The sequence below is a fragment of the Rathayibacter rathayi genome, from assembly GCF_004011095.1.
Classification (GTDB): domain Bacteria; phylum Actinomycetota; class Actinomycetes; order Actinomycetales; family Microbacteriaceae; genus Rathayibacter; species Rathayibacter rathayi.
The window spans coordinates 1455862-1472893 of record NZ_CP028129.1; the positions used below are offsets into that span (position 1 = coordinate 1455862).

The window sequence follows — 17032 nt, forward strand, 5'->3', positions numbered from 1 at the left end:
GGCATTAAGGCTCAGGCCGAGCGGACTTCGTCGGTGCCGCTAGCGTAATCGGATGCGCATCACGATCCTGGCCGGAGGCGTCGGCGGCGCCCGCTTCACCTCCGCCGTCCGCGAGCACCTCCGAGATCTCGAGGCCGCGGGCGGCGAGGCGAGCGAGATCACCGTCATCGTCAACACCGGCGACGACATGTGGCTCACCGGCCTGAAGGTCTGCCCCGACCTCGACTCGATCACCTACGCGCTCGGCGGCGTCAACGACACCGAGCGTGGTTGGGGCCGGGCCGGCGAAAGCGAGCGGGTCTCGGCCGAGCTCACCGCCTTCGGCGTCGGCTGGCCGTGGTTCACGCTCGGCGACCTCGACCTCGGCACCCACATCGCCCGCAGCGCGATGCTGCGCGACGGGCTGACCCTCTCGGAGGCGACCGCCCGCATCACCGCGCGCTGGCCGCTCGGTGTCCGCCTCCTGCCGATGTCGGATCAGGACGTCGAGACCCACGTCGAGGTCGAGCTGCCCGGCGAGGGCGTGCGCCTGCTGCACTTCGAGGAGTGGTGGGTGCGCCTTCGCGCCGGCGCTCCGGCCCGTCGTTTCGTGCAGCAGGGCGTCGAGAGCGCCCGTCCCGCCCCGGGCGTGCTGGCGGCGATCATCGACACCGACGCCGTGCTGGTCGCCCCCTCCAACCCCGTCGTCTCGATCGGCACGATCCTCGGCATCCCCGGGGTCGCTGACGCCCTCCGCCGGACGGCCGCCCCGGTCGTGGGCGTCTCCCCCGTCATCGGCGGCGCCGTGGTACGCGGCATGGCCGATGCGTGCCTCGCCGCGATCGGCGTCGAGACCACGGCCGAAGCGGTCGGCCGGCACTATGGCGCGCGGAGCGGGGGCGGATTGCTCGATGCCTGGCTCATCGGCGAGGAGGACGCAAGGGCCGTGCCGGCGCTCGAATCGACCGGACTCCGCGTCCGCTCGGTGCCGCTCTGGCTGAACGGACGCGAGGCCTCCGTCCGTCTCGCCGCCGACTCCCTCGCAGCCGCGAAGAGCTGAGTGGATGTACGGTCGATCCCGCCTGACCCTGAACGAAAGGACCTCCTCCATGCCTGGTGCACTCGTCCTCGCCGGCGGCGGCCTCGCCGGAATCGCGTGGGAGCTCGGCGTCCTCCGCGGACTCGCCGACGCCTCTCCCGAGGCGACACGCCTTCTGCTCGATGCGTCGACCACCTTCATCGGCACCTCCGCCGGCTCGGCCGTCGCCGCGCAGCTGAGCACTGGCACCGGACTCGAGGAGTCGTACGAGGCGCAGCTCCAGGAGGAGTCGGCCGAAATCGGCGCCGACATCGACGGCGAACGTCTGAAGGCCCTCTTCGCCGCCGTCGTCGAGGGCGCCAGCTCGCCCCAGGACGCGCGCCGCCGCATCGGCACCCTCGCGGTCGAGGCCGAGACCCTCCCCGAAGACACCCGCCGCGCCGTCATCTCCGCACGGATGGGCGATGCCGACTGGCCCGAACAGCGCCTCCTCATCACGGCCGTCGACACGGCCACGGGCGAGCTGCGCGTGTTCGACCGCGAGAACGGGGTGGCCCTCGTCGACGCGATCTCGGCGAGCTGCGCCGTTCCCGGAGTCTGGCCACCGGTCAGCATCGACGGCGTGCGCTACATGGACGGCGGCGTACGCTCCGGCAGCAACGCCGACCTCGCCGCGGGTGCCGACTGGGTCCTGGTCATCACCCCGCTCCCGGGAGTCGGCACACCCGGCGCCGGCCTGATCCCCACCGGCGAACTCGACGCCCTCGCCGAGTCGCGCGTCGAGGTGCTCTACGCCGACGAGGAGTCGGTGCGCGCCTTCGGACCGAACTCGCTCGACCCGGCCGTCCGCGCCGCTTCAGCCCGGGCCGGACGCGCCCAGGGCGCCCGCGTCGCCGCGCGTATCGCCGCGCTGGTCGGCGCCGAGGAGCCGGGCGGGGTCAGCACCGCACGCTGTAGCGCGTGAAGACGGTCCCGTCCGTGAAGCGGTGCTCCTCGCGCAGATCGAGCCGGGCGTGGAACCCGGGTGGGAGGAAGTGCGTGCCACCGCCTACCGCGACCGGCACGGTGTACAGCTGCACCTCGTCGACGATCCCGGCGAGCAGCGCGTGGCGGGCGAGATTCGGACCGCCGATCGAGACGTCGTGCTCGGCGGCCCGGACCGCCGCCGCGACCACCACCGGATCAAACTCGGCGTGAAGGCGGGTGCGCCGCGTGTCGGTCGATTCCAATGTGGTCGAGTAGACCACCTTGTCCGCCGCGCGCCACATCTCTTGGAAGTCGCGGATGAACGCGAACTCGTCGGCGAGTTCCCACGTCTGCTCCCACGCGCGCATCGTCTCGTACATGCGACGCCCGTAGAGATAGGTGCCCACTCGCGCCTCCCGCTCCGTGATGAAGCGGTGCACCGCGGGCCGTGGCTCCGCCCACGAGAACCCGCCGTCGGCGTCGTTCACGTAGCCGTCTAGCGACGCGATGGAGCTGTACATGAGCACGCCCACGTCGGCCTCTCTCCGCAGACGGCTTCGGGACCGCCCACGGGCGTGAGGGTAGGCCGGTCGACCCTGCCCGGCAACGGGCGCACCCCCTCTTGGCGCGAAACTCCTGACGGCTCTCTCAGAGGACGTCGAGCGCGCTGCCTTGGGCCGGCAACCGCCGATGCGCCACGCTCGGTCGGGCACCTGCCCCGACCTTCCAGAAAGGAACCCGAATGGTCGTCTCCTCCGCCACCGCCGTCCGCGCACTCGCGTCGGCCGCTGTGCTGATCGGCTCGCTTGCAGTAGCGCCTGCATCGAACGCCGACCCCGTCCCCTCCGATCCGAGTCCTGGGATGTCAGCGCAGGCCACATCGACATGTTCTGCGGCGACAAGGACGACGACGATTTCTGGGTCAGCGGCTACAACCACATACGAGACCGCCACCAGACCGATTGGCAGGCATTGATCGACGGGGTCGGAGGCGGGGGAAACTGGGACGATCTGATGATGTTCATGACCGACCGTGCCATCTCTGCCGACGATCCCGAGTCGGAAGGCGATGAGAAGCTCTGCTACTCCACCTCGGTGGAGCTCCACCGAAGCGACGGGAGCCTCGCCGGTGTCTACAACCCGACGATCATCGTCTCCGCCAACAACCACAAGGTGATCACGTCCTACCCGACCACCGTCCCGGACTGCGCGGGTTTCCATGACTGAGCCGGAGAAGCCCGCCAAGCGGACGCTGCGGCTGTCCGTCGACTGGGGGCAGAAGTGGCCCCTGAACGACTACATCGGGCCGGGGCCGATCGTCGACTGGGATTCGAAGATCACCCCGGAGCTCAAGAAGCGCCTGCGCGACTGGGCGACATTCTTCCGGGAGAACGCCGACCTCGACACCAGCCTCTTCGGCTCGGAGCAGAAGCGCCGCTGGTTCCAGGTCGAGGGTTTCCGCCTCCTTAAGGAGCTGCAGCAGCAGGCCGGAGACGAGTTCGACTTCACCATCGACCTCTGGTTCTGACGAGGGCGGAGGGAGGGCGCGGTCTCTCCCTCCGCCCAGACCGCGTACCGTGGTCGTGCCGCACAGAGCGGCCGCGAAGGGTTCGGGATGAAGATCAGCCAGCTGCGTCACTTCGTGGCGGTCGCCGAGGAGCTGCACTTCGTGCGCGCCGCCGAGCGCCTCGGGATCTCGCGGCAGAAGCTCGACTCCTCCGTCGCCGCCGTCGAACTCGACCTCGGCAAGCCACTCTTCGAGCCCGGGGCCGCCGCGACGACGCTCACCGCCGCGGGCCGCCAGCGCCTCGCTTCCGCGCGCGAGGAACTCGCGGCGCTCGGCGACGAGCCGGAAGCGGCCCCGAAGTCCGGCGGCAAGGCCAAGGCCTCCAAGGGCACCGGCCGCGCCCCGATCATCAAGGGCCAGCCGAAGCCTTACAAGCGCCGCCAGTCGCGCTGACGCGGACCGTTCCCGTGGGCCCTACCGGGCTCGAACCGATGACATCCACGGTGTAAACGTGGCGCTCTACCAACTGAGCTAAAGGCCCCCGTCGCGGGCTTACCCGCGGACGATCGCCTCGATCCTACGGCAGTCGGCATCCTGAGCCCACCGCAGCGGGGCTCAGAGCGACCGCAGCGAGACTCAGACGTGCGCCGGAGCGAGCGCGTCGATCGCCGCGCGGTAGGCCTCAATTGAGCGGGCTTCGCCGGGCGCGGTCATGAAGGTGTCGCGGATGACGCCAGCCTTGTCGATCAGGAAGGTCGCGCGAGTCGCGTAGCCCCTCGCCTCCAGGAAGACGCCGTACTGCTTGGCGACGTCGCCGTGCGGCCAGAAGTCGGAGAGGAGGGTGAAGCCGTACCCCTGCTGCTCGCCCCACGCGCGCAGCGTGTGCTTCGAGTCGACGGACACGCCGATCAGTTCGACGTCGGCGTGCTCGAAGAGCGCCAGGTTCTCCCGCAGTGCGCAGAACTCGCCGGTGCAGGTTCCGGAGAAGGCGAGGGGGAAGAACACCAGGGCGACGTTGCGCCGCCCGTGGAAGTCGCCCAGCTGGATGCGCTCGCCGTACTGGTTCGCGAGTTCGAAGTCGGGAGCCAGGGTCAGCTTCTCGAGAGCCATCGGTCCGATGTCCTTCCGTGCGCACGAAAGTCGCGCGAGCACGAGGGGCAATGCTAGACCTGCTGCGCGCAGACTCCAAGGAACTGCCAGTATCCGGGCTAGGCTGACGGAGGTGCCCGCGCTCGGCTCGTCATCCGAGCCGCAGATCTGCGGATCCGCACCGCTTCATGAGAGTGATGTCTCGGGCACGATCTGCCCCCAGAGAGAGGTCGAGGGTGACTGTTAACGATCAGGACCCGTATTCCGTCGGTCATGTGGACTCGGACCCCGAGGAAACGTCGGAGTGGAACGAGTCGCTCGATGCGCTCGTCGAGGAGCGGGGCCGGGGTCGCGGGCGCGACGTCATGCTCAGCCTCCTCAAGCGCTCCAAAGAGCTCCACCTCGGCGTGCCGATGGTGCCCACGACGGACTACATCAACACCATCGCGCCCGAGAACGAGCCCGACTTCCCGGGAGACGAGGACGTCGAGCGCCGCTACCGCGCGTGGATCCGCTGGAACGCGGCCATCCTCGTGCACCGTGCGCAGCGTCCCGGTATCGGGGTCGGCGGGCACATCTCGACCTACGCGTCGAGCGCCTCGCTGTACGAGGTCGGCTTCAACCACTTCTTTCGCGGCCAGGATCACCCGGGCGGTGGCGACCAGATCTTCATTCAGGGCCACGCCTCCCCCGGCCCGTACGCGCGCGCCTTCCTCGAGGGACGCCTCAGCGAGCACCAGCTCGACGGATTCCGCCAGGAGAAGTCGCACCAGGGCGGCGGACTCTCCAGCTACCCGCACCCGCGCCTCATGCCGGAGTTCTGGCAGTTCCCGACCGTGTCGATGGGCCTGGGACCGATCAACGCGATCTACCAGGCGCAGGCGAACAAGTACCTCACCAACCGCGGCATCAAGGATGCCTCCGATCAGCAGGTCTGGGCTTTCCTTGGCGACGGCGAGATGGACGAGGTCGAGTCGCGCGGTCAGCTCCAGGTCGCCGCGAATGACGGTCTCGACAACCTCAACTTCATCGTCAACTGCAACCTCCAGCGCCTCGACGGACCCGTCCGCGGCAACGGCAAGATCGTGCAGGAACTCGAGTCGTACTTCCGTGGCGCGGGCTGGAACGTCATCAAGCTCATCTGGGGCCGCGAGTGGGACGACCTGCTCGCCCGCGACACCGAGGGCGCGCTCCTTGACCTGATGAACACGACGCCCGACGGCGACTTCCAGACCTACAAAACAGAGGACGGCGCTTACGTCCGCGAGAACTTCTTCGGCCGCGACCCGCGCGCGAAGAAGCTCGTCGAGGGCTACTCCGACGAGCAGATCTGGGGCCTGCGCCGCGGCGGGCACGACTACCGCAAGATCTACGCGGCGATGAAGGCCGCGACGGAGCACAAGGGCCAGCCCACCGTCATCCTCGCCCACACCATCAAGGGCTACGGTCTCGGTCGCAGCTTCGAGGGCCGCAACGCGACCCACCAGATGAAGAAGATGACGCTGGACAACCTCAAGTCGTTCCGCGACACCATGCGCATCCCGATCACGGATGCGCAGCTCGAGGAGAACCCCTACCTCCCGCCGTACTACCACCCCGGTCAGAACGACGAGGCGATCGAGTACCTGCACGAGCGCCGTCGCGCGCTCGGCGGCTACCTCCCCGAGCGCCGCTCGAAGTACACGCAGCTGAACCTCCCCGAGGATTCGGCATACGCGGTCGGCAAAAAGGGCTCCGGAACGCAGGAGATCGCCACCACGATGGCGTTCGTCCGCATCCTCAAGGACATCCTGCGCTCGAGGGACTTCGGCAACCGCGTCGTCCCGATCATCCCGGACGAGGCGCGCACCTTCGGTATGGACGCGTTCTTCCCGAACGCGAAGATCTACAACCCGCGAGGTCAGCACTACACGTCGGTCGACCGCGAGCTGCTGCTGGCCTACAAGGAGAGCCCGCAGGGCCAGATCCTCCACGTCGGCATCAACGAGGCGGGCGCGCTCGCCGCGTTCACCGCGATCGGCACCTCGTACTCGACGCAGGGCGAGCCGCTCATCCCGATCTACGTCTTTTACTCGATGTTCGGATTCCAGCGCACGGGCGACGCGATCTGGGCGGCCGGCGACATGATGTCGCGCGGTTTCATGATCGGCGCCACCGCGGGACGCACCACGCTCACCGGCGAGGGCCTCCAGCACGCGGACGGGCACTCCCCGATCCTCGCGGCGACCAACCCGGCCGTCGTGAGCTACGACCCGGCCTACGGGTACGAGATCGCGCACATCGTGCAGTCCGGACTCGAGCGCATGTACGGCGGGAAGCACTCCGACCCGAACGTCATGTACTACATCACGGTCTACAACGAGCCGATCGTGCAGCCGAAGGAACCGGAGGACGTCGACGTCGAGGGCATCGTCCGCGGCCTCCACCGCATCTCCTGGGGCCAGTGGGACGGGCCCAAGGCCCAGCTCCTCGCCTCCGGTGTCGCGGTGCCGTGGGCGATCGAGGCGCAGAAGCTCCTCGCCGAAGACTGGGGCGTCTCCGCGGACGTCTGGTCGGTCACCTCGTGGAACGAGTTGCGCCGCGACGGCATCAAGGCCGAGCAGCACAACTTCCTCCACCCCGAGGACGCCGAGCAGGTGCCGTACGTGACGCAGAAGCTGGCCGACGCCAAGGGCCCCTTCGTCGCCGTGTCCGACTTCTCGCACCAGGTCCCCGACCAGCTGCGCCAGTTCATCCCGGGCGACTTCGCGACGCTCGGAGCGGACGACTTCGGCTTCTCGGACACCCGTGCGGCTGCGCGGCGCTACTTCCAGATCGACGGCCCGTCGGTCGTGGTGCGCACGCTGCAACTGCTCGCCAAGCGCGGCGAGGTCGACCCTTCGCTCGCGGTGCAGGCGATCGACAAGTACCGCCTTCTGGATGTGAACGCCGGCACCACGGGTAACGCGGGCGGCGAGAGCTGACGGCCGAGTCGGTGCGCACGAAGGAGCAGACCCTCGCCTGGCTGCGCACCCTCGCAGGCGAACTCTCGACGCAGACGATCAAGCGCCTCGAGGACACGCTGCCCTGGTATGGCAGTATGCCCCCCGGCCGACGCTCCGCCGTCGGCCTCGTGGCTCAGGCCGGCATCACCTCATTCATCTCCTGGTTCGACGACCCCTCGGCCACACCGTGGATTGCGGCGGACGTCTTCGGCGCAGCCCCGAGGGAACTGCTGCGGTCGGTGTCGCTGACGCAGACGCTGCAGCTGATCAAGGTCACGGTCGAGGTCGTCGAGGACCGGATCAAGAACGGCGGCGAAGACCTGCGCGAGGGGATCCTGCTGTACTCGCGCGAGATCGCCTTCGCCGCCGCGGACGTCTACGCGCGTGCCGCCGAGGCGCGCGGCCTCTGGGACGCGCGCCTGGAGGCGCTGGTCGTCGACTCGATCCTTACGGGCGAGGCCGACGACGAACTGCCAAGCCGCATCGCCGCCCTCGGCTGGCACGGCCACGGCGAGGTCGCCGTGCTGGTGGGCACCGCACCCAAAATGCTTGACGTCGACCAGCTGCGCCGCACCGCGCGGCACATGGACGCCGACGTGCTGATCGGCGTGCAGGGCAGCCGGCTCGTCCTGGTCATCGGCCGGGCCGAGCCGAGCGAGAACGCCACGGAGGAGACCGGTCCGCCGGTCGCCTTCCTCGAGATCGCGGAGGCACTCGAGCCCGGGTTCGGGTCGGGTCATCTCGTCCTCGGCCACGAGGTGCCGACCCTGGTGGAGGCGTCCCGCAGCGCCCGCGCGGCCCTCGCCGGCTTCGCGGTCGCCCGCTCATGGCGGAACGCCCCGCGACCAGTGAACGCCGACGACCTGCTCCCCGAGCGGGCCCTCGCCGGCGACCCGCTCGCCCGGCAGAGCCTCATCATGCAGATCTACCGCCCGCTGCAGACGCACTCGACCGAGCTGCTGACCACGCTCTGGGCCTACCTCGACAACGGCCGCTCCCTCGAGGCCACCGCGCGGGAGCTGTTCGTGCACCCGAACACGGTGCGCTATCGGCTCAAGCGCGTGGCCGAAGTGATCGGCTGGGATGCGACGGGCGCCCGCGAGGCGCTCATCCTGCAGTCCGCCCTCATTCTCGGCTCGATGAGCGACCCCGACGGCGCCGCCCGCCGCACGCCCATCCGCCGCTGACCCCTTGTAGACCCGCGACAAGCTCTCTCTGCTTTGTCAGTGGCTCCACGCGCCGCACCCGCGAGCGCAGATCGGAAGACTAAACACCGTGATCGTCGTCGTCGCCCCGGGGCAGGGCTCCCAGACCCCCGGATTCCTCGCACCCTGGCTCGAAGTGCCCGCTGTGGCCGAGCAGGTCGCCGCGCACTCGGAGGCGGTCGGCATCGACCTCGCCGCGCACGGCACCGTCTCGGACGCGGATACTATCCGCGACACCGCGGTCGCGCAGCCGCTGATCGTCTCCGCCGGTCTCGTCAGCCTCGCCGCGCTGCTGCAGGACGGGCGCCGCGAGCGGATCGCGGGCATCGCCGGGCACTCGGTCGGCGAGATCACGGCGGCAGCAGGAGCGGGCGTCCTGACGGAGGCCGACGCACTCGTGTTCGTCCGTGAGCGTGCCCGCGCGATGGCCGCTGCCGCCGCCGCAACGCCGACCGCGATGAGCGCAGTCCTCGGTGGCGACGAGCAGGCGCTCCTCGCCCGACTCGACGAACTCGGCCTCGAGCCCGCCAACTACAACGGTGGTGGCCAGATCGTTGTCGCCGGCGCAGTCGATGCGCTCGAGGCCCTCAAAGCCGAGCCGCTGCGCGGGACCCGGGTGATTCCGCTGCAGGTGGCCGGCGCGTTCCACACCCGCTATATGGCGCCCGCCCGCGACTCCCTCGCCGGCGTGACCGCCGGGCTGACCCCCGCCGACCCGACGCTGCGGCTGTGGACGAACCGCGACGGTTCCGTCGTCGACTCCGGCGCAGCGTTCCTTGAGCTGCTGGTCGGCCAGGTCGCCTCCCCCGTGCGCTGGGACCTCTGCATGGCGGCGTTCGCCGAGGCGGGCGTCACCGGGATCATCGAGCTGGCCCCCGCCGGCGCGCTAGTCGGCCTCGCCAAGCGCGGCCTCAAGGGCGTGCCGAGCATCGCCATCACGACCCCCGACGACGTGGAGGCCGCCCGCGCCTTCCTCGACGAGCACGCCGCCCAGTAGGAGACACCCCATGACGATCCCTTCCCTCACCCAGTCCAGCGGTAGCGCCTACACCCGCATTCTCGGAATCGGCGCGGCCCGCGGCGACCTCGTCGTCCCCAACGACGACCTGATCGAGCCGATCAACTCCTCCGACGAGTGGATCCGCCAGCGCACCGGCATCATCGAGCGTCGCCGCGCCTCCGCCGACATTCTTGCCATCGACCTCGCGACCACCGCCTCGCTGGAGGCGATCGAGAAGGCCGGCATCCGCCCGGAACAGATCGGCGTCGTCCTCGTCTCCACGATCAGCAACACCGTGCAGACCCCGTCGCTCGCCGCTCTGCTCGCCGAGCGCATCGGCGCGAACCCGGCCCCCGCCTACGACATCTCCGCAGCCTGCGCCGGTTACACCTACGGGATCGCCCAGGCCGACTCCTTCATCCGCTCCGGTCTCGCCGAATACGTCCTCGTCGTCGGAGCCGAGAAGCTGTCCGAGCTGGTCAAGGCGACCGACCGCAGCATCTCCTTCCTCCTGGGCGACGGCGCGGGCGCCGCGGTCGTCGGCCCCAGCGACACCGCCGGCATTTCGAAGACCGTCTGGGGCTCCGACGGCTCCAAGTGGGACACCGTCGGCATGGACAACCCGCTCGCCGCCTACCGCGATGGGACCGCCGAATGGCCCACCCTCCGCCAGGACGGCCCGTCGGTCTTCCGCTGGGCGGTCTGGGAGATGGCCAAAGTCGCCAAGCAAGCCCTCGCGGAGGCGGGCGTCCGGCCCGAGGACCTCGCCGCGTTCATCCCGCACCAGGCCAACATGCGCATCATCGACGAACTCGCCAAGCAGCTGAAACTGCCCGAGACCGTCGCGGTCGGCCGAGACATCGAAACCACCGGCAACACCTCCGCCGCGTCGATCCCTCTCGCCACCCACCGTCTGCTCGAAGAACACCCGGAACTGCACGGCGGACTCGCCCTGCAGATCGGCTTCGGCGCCGGACTCGTCTTCGGCGCACAGGTCGTGGTGCTCCCCTGACCTGCGCGAGCCCACCCCTAAACTGACCTACGGTCACTGACGAACACCCGAAAAACCCCTCAAGGAGAGAACTATGGCACTGTCCACCGCAGAAGTCCTCGCCGGCCTCGCCGAGCTTGTCAACGACGAGACGGGCATCGCGACCGACGCCGTCGAAATGGACAAGTCGTTCACCGACGACCTCGACATCGACTCCATCTCGATGATGACCATCGTCGTCAACGCCGAGGAGAAGTTCGACGTGAAGATCCCCGACGACGAGGTGAAGAACCTCAAGACCGTCGGCGACGCGGTCACCTTCATCGTCAAGGCGTCCGAGTAGTCAGCGCCCGCGCACCCCGTCCTCGTGGCGGACACCCCGGTCGGCGAACGTCGGCCGGGGTGAGCCCGGCACACACCTTACGGAACAGAGAAGCTCGTTATGACCAAGAAGATCGTCGTCACCGGAATCGGTGCCAGCACTCCCCTCGGCGGGACCGCCCGGGAGTCCTGGAACGCACTCCTCGCCGGCGAATCGGGTGTCCGCTCCCTTGAGCAGGACTGGGTCGCTCAGTACAACATCCCTGTCACCTTCGCCGCCCAGGCCAGGGTGCGTCCGGAAGGGGTGCTCTCCCGCCCCGAGGCGAAGCGCCTCGACCCCTCCAGCCAGTTCGCCCTCATCTCGGCCCGCGAAGCCTGGGCCGACTCCGGCATCACCGACGTCGACCCGCTGCGTGTCGGAGTCGACTATGCCACCGGCATCGGCGGGCTCTGGACCCTCCTCGACGCGTGGGACACCCTCCGCGAGCGCGGCCCCCGCCGGCTGCTGCCGATGACCATCCCGATGCTCATGCCCAACGCGGCCGCCGCCGCGATCAGCATGGCCATCCCCTCGCGCGCCTACGCCCGCACCGACGTGTCGGCCTGCGCCTCCAGCACCGAAGCCCTGGCGAACGCCTACGAGCACATGCAGCTCGGGCTCGCCGATGTCGTCATCGCCGGCGGCACGGAGTCGGTCGTCCACCCGCTCCCCCTCGCCGCCTTCGCGTCGATGCAGGCCCTCTCGCGCCGCAACGACGACCCAGCCGCCGCCTCGCGCCCCTACGACGTCTCCCGCGACGGCTTCGTCCTCGGCGAGGGCGCCGGAACGCTCATCCTCGAGACCGAGGAGCACGCACTCGCCCGCGGCGCCCGCATCTACGCCGAACTCGCCGGCGGCGCCGTCACCAGCGACTCCTACCACATCACGGCCCCCGACCCCGAAGGCTCCGCCGCCGCTCGCGCCATGATCGGCGCCCTCGACCAGGCCGGAGCGGCGCTCACCGACGTCGCCCACGTCAACGCGCACGCGACCAGCACCCCCGTCGGCGACATCGCCGAATACCGCGCACTGCTCCGCGTCTTCGGTGACCACCTCCCGAACATCGCCGTCTCGGCGACCAAGGCGGCCACCGGCCACCTCCTCGGCGGCACCGGCGCCATCGAAGCGATCTTCACCGTGCTCGCCCTCCACGAGCGCACTGCGCCGCCCACCATCAACCTCATCGAACAAGATCCTCAGATCCCCCTCGACGTCGTTACCAGCCCCCGCGACCTCGGCGACGGACCGCTGGTCGCCCTCTCGAACTCGTTTGGGTTCGGGGGGCACAATGCTGTTGCCGCGTTCCGGACGGTGTAGCGCGTCCGCTCTCACCGGATACGCCTCATGGTGCGAGGGACCTGCGCCGCCGTGCTGGTGGGGAGCGCGGTCGAAACGAAGACCGCTCAGCCGACCCCGTGCATCCAGACGACCGGCGCGAAGTCGCCGCCGTAGCGGAAGGGCTCGAGTTCGTCCTCCCAGGCCTGGCCGAGGGCGAGGCGGAGCTCTCGGTGCAGCTCAATGGGGTCCGCGCCGGCGAACTCCATCGCGGAGCGGATGCGGTCCTCCGGGACGACGGTATTGCCGACGCTGTCGGTCTGCGCGGAAAAGATGCCGAGTTCGGGCGTGTGCATCCAGCGGCCGCCGTCGACGCCCGGCGAGGGCTCCTCCGTGACCTCGTAGCGCACATCTGCCCAGCCACGGAGTGCGGAGGCGATGACCGCTCCCGTACCAACCGGACCCTCCCAGATGAACTCCGCGCGCTGCGCGCCGCGGAGGACGGGTTGCTCGACCCAGGCAAAGTTCACGGCACGGCCAAGAGCGCGACCTGTCCCCCACTCGAGGTGGGGGCAGAGCGCGCGGGGGGCGGAGTGCACGAAGAGCACACCCCGAGTCTGCTGCGCCACCATGGTGTTCTCCGTTCGTCCCGGTGCGTCTTCCCCAACGACCCGGACCACGGAACACCTGCGGTGCGCCTTCTTCGATTAGACGGTGGACAAGCCACCACGCCCGATGATGCAGGAGCCGTGCACCTGCGTCAAGGCGGCTCGCCGCCTTGCCTATACTCGGGTCGTCCGCGCCGCCGGACACCGCACACCGTCAGACGACCGCCGGGGAGGAAGCACCGTGTCCGTCCGCGACGGCCTGCTCGCCCTGCTCACGCTCGGCCCCGCCTACGGCCTGCAGCTGCACGCCGAGCTGCTCGACCGCGCCGCGCACCGGCGGCGGGTCAACGTAGGTCAGATCTATTCGACGCTCGAGCGCCTACGCGAGCGCGGCCTCGTCACGTCGGCCGGCTCCACCGACGACGGTCTCCCCCTGCACGCCCTCACCGACGCGGGCCGGACGGAGGCGAGCGCGTGGCTGAGAGGAGACGGAGCGTCCCCCGAGGAGGACTGGGACGATGTCCTGGACCGGGTGCTGCTGGCGTCGAGCCTGTCCGGCGCCGACCTGGCCGCCGTGCTCGACGCCTACGAGCCGCCCCCGTCCGGGAGCAATCCAGAGCGCATGGAGGACGGCACCACCGCCGCGCACCCGCAGCGACGCCTCGCCGCGATCGCCGTCCATCTGCGAAAGGAGGCGCTGGGCCGACTGCTCCAGGCCGCCCGGGACGAGCTCACCGGCGAGGGTCCGGCACGCGGCGTGCGCGGCTACGCTCAGGAGCGTCCGCGCCGCGGGCGTCGCGCCGTAAGTCGGGAGGAGACAGGCACGGGTGAGACAAGCACAGGTGCTGTCGCCTAAGGTTGTTCGCATGCCCCGTACCCCCCTCGGTCTCCGCGTCCCCTCTCGGGCGCGTCGGCGCCTCGTCGCCACGGGAGCGGGTACGGTCCTCGTTCTCTGTGCCGCCCTCGCCGCTCCCCTCTCGGCGTCTGCCGCGTACAACCCGTCCGACTACCCGTCGTGGTCCGATGTCGAGGCTGCGAAGTCGAGCGAAAGCGCCACCGCCGCCGAGGTCGACCGCATCACCGCCTTCCTCGCCGACCTGCGCGATCAGGCCGCTGCACTCACCGACGCTGCTATCAGCCGTGCCGCCGAGGCGGACGCCGCGCAGAGCGCCCTCGACGAGGCGACCCAGCGGGTGAGCGCCCTCGAGGAACGCGCCTCCGCCGCCCGCTCCGAGGCCGACTCCGCGAAGGAGCAGGCCGGCCGTCTCGCTGCGCAGCTCTACCGCAACGGCGGCACCGATACCACGCTCAACCTCCTCATCGGCGGTGAGCAGTCAAGCCAGCTCCTCTATCGCCTCGGCACGATGACGCAGCTCACACAGCAGACCAGCCGCCTCCAGACCGCGGCGCAGTCGACCGAGAACCAGGCCGTTTCCCTCGCCGCCCAGGCCGAGCAGGCCCGGAGCGAGCGGGTCTCGCTGGCCACGGCCGCCGCCGATGCGCTGTCGGCAGCCCGCTCCGCTCAGGCCGACGCCGACGCGAAGGTCGCCGAGCAGGAGAAGTACAGCCAAGAACTCTACACCCAGCTCGCCTCGCTGAAGAACACCACCGCCGAGGTCGAGAAGCAGTACTCCGACGGCCAGGACGCAAAGTCGGCCTTCGAGGAGCAGCAGCGCCTCTCCCGCCTCGCCGCCGAGGCCGAAGCCGCCCGACAGCGCGCCGCGTCCGCTCCGGCGGCGGGCGCTGCTCCGGCCGCACCCTCCGGCGGAGGAGGCGGAGGCGCCGTCGAACTCGGCGACGACGACCCGACCGGTGCGCGCAACAGCTCGGCAAAGACCATCGGCGCTCTCGGCGGCTACGCCGGCCGCACCGGTGGCCTCTCTCCCGCCGAAGCTCAGGACTACGCCCGCACGGCCGTCGGCCGCTTCGGCTGGGGAGCCGACCAGGTCGATCGCTGTCTCATCCCGCTGTGGAACGGCGAGTCCGGGTGGCGCTGGAACGCGCTGAACAGCTCCTCCGGCGCCTACGGCATCCCGCAGGCACTGCCTGCGAGCAAGATGGCCAACTCCGGAGCCGATTACCAGACGAACGCTACGACGCAGATCGACTGGGGCCTGTCCTACATCAAGAGTTCCTATGGCTCACCCTGCAACGCCTGGTCGAGCTGGAACAACCGTTCTCCGCACTGGTACTGAGCGTGCACTGGTACTGAGCGGGGCACTGGTACTGAGCGGGGCACCGGCACTGAGCGGGGCACCGGGCCTCATTTCGCCCGGTCGTAGGAGTCGACGACGGCGACGGTGACCGGGAAGTCGACCTCGCCCGCTCCGAACAGCGAGCGTCCGGCACGCACCGCGGCGTCGCGGACGATCGTGGCGACCCGCTCCGACACCTCCGCAGGAGCGTGCACGATCACCTCGTCGTGCAGGAAGTAGACCAGGTGGGCCCGGCCGACAGCGCCGCCCTCGGCACGCAATCGCGCCCGTAGCTCCCCCATCCAGCACAGCGCCCACTCGGCGGCCGTGCCCTGGACCACGAAGTTTCGGGTGAAGCGGCCCCACTCGCGCGCTCGTGTCGCGTCGGTCGCCAGTCCCTCGGGCCCGGGCGGCGAGCTGCGCCCGAGCCACGTCGAGACGCTCTCGCCGCGCTCCCCCGCCCGCGCCGCCGCCTCCACATGGGCGACCGAGCGCGGGTAGGCACGAGCGAGTCGCGGAAGCAGCCGCCCCGCCTCTCCGCTCATCGCTCCGTACATCGCGCCCAGCATCGCGACCTTAGCCCGGGGCCGATCGGGGATCACGCCCGCATCGACGATGCCCTGGTAGAGGTCGCGGCCCCGCCCCGCGGCAGCCATCGCGGAGTCACCCGAGAGTGCGGCGAGGATGCGCGGCTCGAGCTGTGCCGCGTCGGCTACCACGAGGTTCCAGCCGGGATCGGCGGTCACCGCCGCGCGGATCTGCCGCGGCAGCTGCAACGCGCCTCCGCCCGACGTCGCCCAGCGGCCGGTGACCACGCCACCGACCACGTACTCGGGGCGGAACCGCCCATCCCGCACCCACGCATCGAGCCAGGCCCAGCCGTTGGCGGTGAGCAGGCGCGAGAGCTTCTTGTACTCCAGGAGCGGCGGGACCGCGGGGTGCTCGATCGCCTGCAACTCCCAGGAGCGCGTCGACTCGACGGGCAGCCCTGCACGTCGCAGCGCCTTCAGGAGCTCAGTCGGCGAATCGGGATTGAGCTCGGGCGCGGCGAGTTCGTCGCGCAGGCGGACCGCCAGCGCCTCCAGTCGCGCCGGACGCCCACCGAAGAGCGGGCGAGGGCCGAGCAGCTCGGTGAGCACCCGGTCGTGCACGTCGGCGCGCCACGGCAGCCCCGCCTCGGCGATCTCGCGCGCGATCAGGGCACCGACCGATTCGGCGGCCAGCAACAGGCGGAGGCGGCCGGCCTCCGCGGCCCCCGCGAGCGCCTCCTCCTGCCGGGCCAGCTCAAGGACGGGGTCGAGCTCATCGGAACCGCCAGCCGCCTCCTCGAAGCCGATCAGCGTATCGAGAGCGGCAGGCGCGGCCGCTCCCGCATCCCAGGCGTCCAGGGGCGACCGCGCGAGGGCCGAACCGGTGACGGCCGAGGAGCGGCGGAGGATCGCGCGGGCCAGCCGGAGGTCGTGGCACCGCGCGACGAGCACCCCCGCCCCCAGCAACGCGGGATACCAGCGCGCGGTGTCATCCCACACCCAGCGCGGACGCTCCGCCTCCCGCTCGCGGACGAACGCCGCGAAGTCGGCGGGACCGCGACCGCTCCCCGCCTCTGCGCCGCTGCCAGGGTCGACGGCCTGCCACGCCCCGGTGGGGCCGCCGACGAGTGCGAGGAGCATCGGGCTATTCTCCCTCTCTGCCCCCCTTCCCTCTGCCCTTTCCCCTCTGCCCTTTCCCCTGTCCTTTCCCCCACGGCGGGTAGCCCGGAAAAGTCTTTTCCTGCGCGGTCGGCGGCTGGTGCTCCCAGAGCGCCACCGCGATTGTGTCCATCGAGCGGGAGTA

At 70.3% G+C, this 17032-nt stretch carries 17 protein-coding genes and 1 tRNA gene; 13 read left to right on the forward strand and 5 right to left on the reverse strand.

The features are described from left to right. Window positions 1–52 precede the first annotated feature (52 nt). Complete coding sequence (cofD, locus tag C1O28_RS07120) at window positions 53–1039, forward strand: 2-phospho-L-lactate transferase (protein ID WP_097165768.1); 987 nt, start codon at window positions 53–55, stop codon at window positions 1037–1039. Window positions 1040–1088: 49 nt separating this feature from the next. Next, window positions 1089–1982, forward strand: a complete 894-nt coding sequence (locus C1O28_RS07125) for a patatin-like phospholipase family protein (protein ID WP_097165767.1) — start codon at window positions 1089–1091, stop codon at window positions 1980–1982. On the opposite strand, the gene C1O28_RS07130 is transcribed toward C1O28_RS07125, so the two are convergent. After that, window positions 1957–2505 (reverse strand): dihydrofolate reductase family protein, encoded by a 549-nt coding sequence (locus C1O28_RS07130; RefSeq protein ID WP_202129395.1) that lies wholly within the window; start codon window positions 2503–2505, stop codon window positions 1957–1959. The two genes, C1O28_RS07125 and C1O28_RS07130, sit on opposite strands and share 26 nt — an antisense overlap. Window positions 2506–2869: 364 nt before the next feature. On the opposite strand from C1O28_RS07130, the gene C1O28_RS07135 reads away from it, so the two are divergent. The 3 genes from C1O28_RS07135 to C1O28_RS07145 all read left to right on the forward strand — a co-directional run bounded on the left by C1O28_RS07135 (window position 2870) and on the right by C1O28_RS07145 (window position 3944). After that, complete coding sequence (locus C1O28_RS07135) at window positions 2870–3211, forward strand: hypothetical protein (RefSeq protein ID WP_097165765.1); 342 nt, start codon at window positions 2870–2872, stop codon at window positions 3209–3211. Continuing rightward, window positions 3204–3512, forward strand: a complete 309-nt coding sequence (locus C1O28_RS07140; protein ID WP_097165764.1) for a hypothetical protein — start codon at window positions 3204–3206, stop codon at window positions 3510–3512. The genes C1O28_RS07135 and C1O28_RS07140 overlap by 8 nt, the downstream gene beginning before the upstream one ends. A gap of 87 nt (window positions 3513–3599) precedes the next feature. Then, a complete protein-coding gene (locus C1O28_RS07145) occupies window positions 3600–3944 on the forward strand; it encodes a helix-turn-helix domain-containing protein (RefSeq protein WP_097165763.1) in 345 nt (114 codons plus the stop codon). A gap of 15 nt (window positions 3945–3959) precedes the next feature. Here C1O28_RS07145 and C1O28_RS07150 read toward each other — a convergent pair. Together C1O28_RS07150 and C1O28_RS07155 are read right to left on the reverse strand one after the other, a co-directional pair. Continuing rightward, window positions 3960–4032, reverse strand: a tRNA-Val gene (locus tag C1O28_RS07150). 95 nt (window positions 4033–4127) lie between these two features. Beyond that, entirely contained in the window at window positions 4128–4601 is a 474-nt protein-coding gene (locus tag C1O28_RS07155; protein WP_097165762.1) for a peroxiredoxin, read from the reverse strand. A gap of 215 nt (window positions 4602–4816) precedes the next feature. On the opposite strand from C1O28_RS07155, the gene aceE reads away from it, so the two are divergent. The 6 genes from aceE (at window position 4817) to C1O28_RS07185 (ending at window position 12438) form a co-directional block, all read left to right on the forward strand. After that, on the forward strand, window positions 4817–7543 hold the full coding sequence (aceE, locus tag C1O28_RS07160; protein WP_097165761.1) for a pyruvate dehydrogenase (acetyl-transferring), homodimeric type: 2727 nt from the start codon (window positions 4817–4819) through the stop codon (window positions 7541–7543). Window positions 7544–7554: 11 nt separating this feature from the next. Beyond that, window positions 7555–8751, forward strand: a complete 1197-nt coding sequence (locus tag C1O28_RS07165; RefSeq protein ID WP_243392020.1) for a PucR family transcriptional regulator — start codon at window positions 7555–7557, stop codon at window positions 8749–8751. Between the two features lie 88 nt (window positions 8752–8839). Beyond that, window positions 8840–9766: an ACP S-malonyltransferase gene (locus C1O28_RS07170; RefSeq protein ID WP_097165759.1), complete on the forward strand. Its 927-nt coding sequence runs from the start codon at window positions 8840–8842 to the stop codon at window positions 9764–9766. A 10-nt stretch (window positions 9767–9776) separates the two neighbouring features. Further along, window positions 9777–10781: a beta-ketoacyl-ACP synthase III gene (locus tag C1O28_RS07175; protein WP_097165758.1), complete on the forward strand. Its 1005-nt coding sequence runs from the start codon at window positions 9777–9779 to the stop codon at window positions 10779–10781. A gap of 73 nt (window positions 10782–10854) precedes the next feature. Beyond that, window positions 10855–11103 (forward strand): acyl carrier protein, encoded by a 249-nt coding sequence (locus tag C1O28_RS07180; RefSeq protein ID WP_097165757.1) that lies wholly within the window; start codon window positions 10855–10857, stop codon window positions 11101–11103. Window positions 11104–11202: 99 nt separating this feature from the next. Continuing rightward, window positions 11203–12438, forward strand: a complete 1236-nt coding sequence (locus C1O28_RS07185; protein ID WP_097165756.1) for a beta-ketoacyl-[acyl-carrier-protein] synthase family protein — start codon at window positions 11203–11205, stop codon at window positions 12436–12438. Window positions 12439–12524: 86 nt separating this feature from the next. On the opposite strand, the gene C1O28_RS07190 is transcribed toward C1O28_RS07185, so the two are convergent. After that, a complete protein-coding gene (locus C1O28_RS07190; protein ID WP_097165755.1) occupies window positions 12525–13028 on the reverse strand; it encodes a DUF3145 domain-containing protein in 504 nt (167 codons plus the stop codon). Between the two features lie 217 nt (window positions 13029–13245). Between C1O28_RS07190 and C1O28_RS07195 the strand changes: the two genes are divergently transcribed. Further along, window positions 13246–13860 carry a PadR family transcriptional regulator gene (locus tag C1O28_RS07195; protein ID WP_160487507.1) on the forward strand — a complete coding sequence of 205 codons (615 nt, stop codon included), beginning with the start codon at window positions 13246–13248 and terminating at the stop codon, window positions 13858–13860. A 10-nt stretch (window positions 13861–13870) separates the two neighbouring features. Next, window positions 13871–15199, forward strand: coding sequence for a coiled-coil domain-containing protein (locus tag C1O28_RS07200; protein ID WP_097165753.1), 1329 nt, complete (start codon window positions 13871–13873; stop codon window positions 15197–15199). 68 nt (window positions 15200–15267) lie between these two features. Here C1O28_RS07200 and C1O28_RS07205 read toward each other — a convergent pair whose 3' ends face one another. After that, window positions 15268–16869, reverse strand: a complete 1602-nt coding sequence (locus C1O28_RS07205) for a bifunctional 3'-5' exonuclease/DNA polymerase (protein WP_097165752.1) — start codon at window positions 16867–16869, stop codon at window positions 15268–15270. Window positions 16870–17032: the final 163 nt, after the last annotated feature.

What these genes read in the sequence shown, in the direction of transcription:
- cofD (WP_097165768.1), top strand. Translation starts at nt 53, where the DNA reads ATGCGCATCACGATCCTGGCCGGAGGCGTCGGCGGCGCCCGCTTCACC.
- C1O28_RS07125 (WP_097165767.1), top strand. Translation starts at nt 1,089, where the DNA reads ATGCCTGGTGCACTCGTCCTCGCCGGCGGCGGCCTCGCCGGAATCGCG.
- C1O28_RS07130 (WP_202129395.1), bottom strand. Translation starts at nt 2,505, where the DNA reads ATGTACAGCTCCATCGCGTCGCTAGACGGCTACGTGAACGACGCCGAC.
- C1O28_RS07135 (WP_097165765.1), top strand. Translation starts at nt 2,870, where the DNA reads ATGTTCTGCGGCGACAAGGACGACGACGATTTCTGGGTCAGCGGCTAC.
- C1O28_RS07140 (WP_097165764.1), top strand. Translation starts at nt 3,204, where the DNA reads ATGACTGAGCCGGAGAAGCCCGCCAAGCGGACGCTGCGGCTGTCCGTC.
- C1O28_RS07145 (WP_097165763.1), top strand. Translation starts at nt 3,600, where the DNA reads ATGAAGATCAGCCAGCTGCGTCACTTCGTGGCGGTCGCCGAGGAGCTG.
- C1O28_RS07155 (WP_097165762.1), bottom strand. Translation starts at nt 4,601, where the DNA reads ATGGCTCTCGAGAAGCTGACCCTGGCTCCCGACTTCGAACTCGCGAAC.
- C1O28_RS07175 (WP_097165758.1), top strand. Translation starts at nt 9,777, where the DNA reads ATGACGATCCCTTCCCTCACCCAGTCCAGCGGTAGCGCCTACACCCGC.
- C1O28_RS07180 (WP_097165757.1), top strand. Translation starts at nt 10,855, where the DNA reads ATGGCACTGTCCACCGCAGAAGTCCTCGCCGGCCTCGCCGAGCTTGTC.
- C1O28_RS07185 (WP_097165756.1), top strand. Translation starts at nt 11,203, where the DNA reads ATGACCAAGAAGATCGTCGTCACCGGAATCGGTGCCAGCACTCCCCTC.
- C1O28_RS07190 (WP_097165755.1), bottom strand. Translation starts at nt 13,028, where the DNA reads ATGGTGGCGCAGCAGACTCGGGGTGTGCTCTTCGTGCACTCCGCCCCC.
- C1O28_RS07200 (WP_097165753.1), top strand. Translation starts at nt 13,871, where the DNA reads ATGCCCCGTACCCCCCTCGGTCTCCGCGTCCCCTCTCGGGCGCGTCGG.
- C1O28_RS07205 (WP_097165752.1), bottom strand. Translation starts at nt 16,869, where the DNA reads ATGCTCCTCGCACTCGTCGGCGGCCCCACCGGGGCGTGGCAGGCCGTC.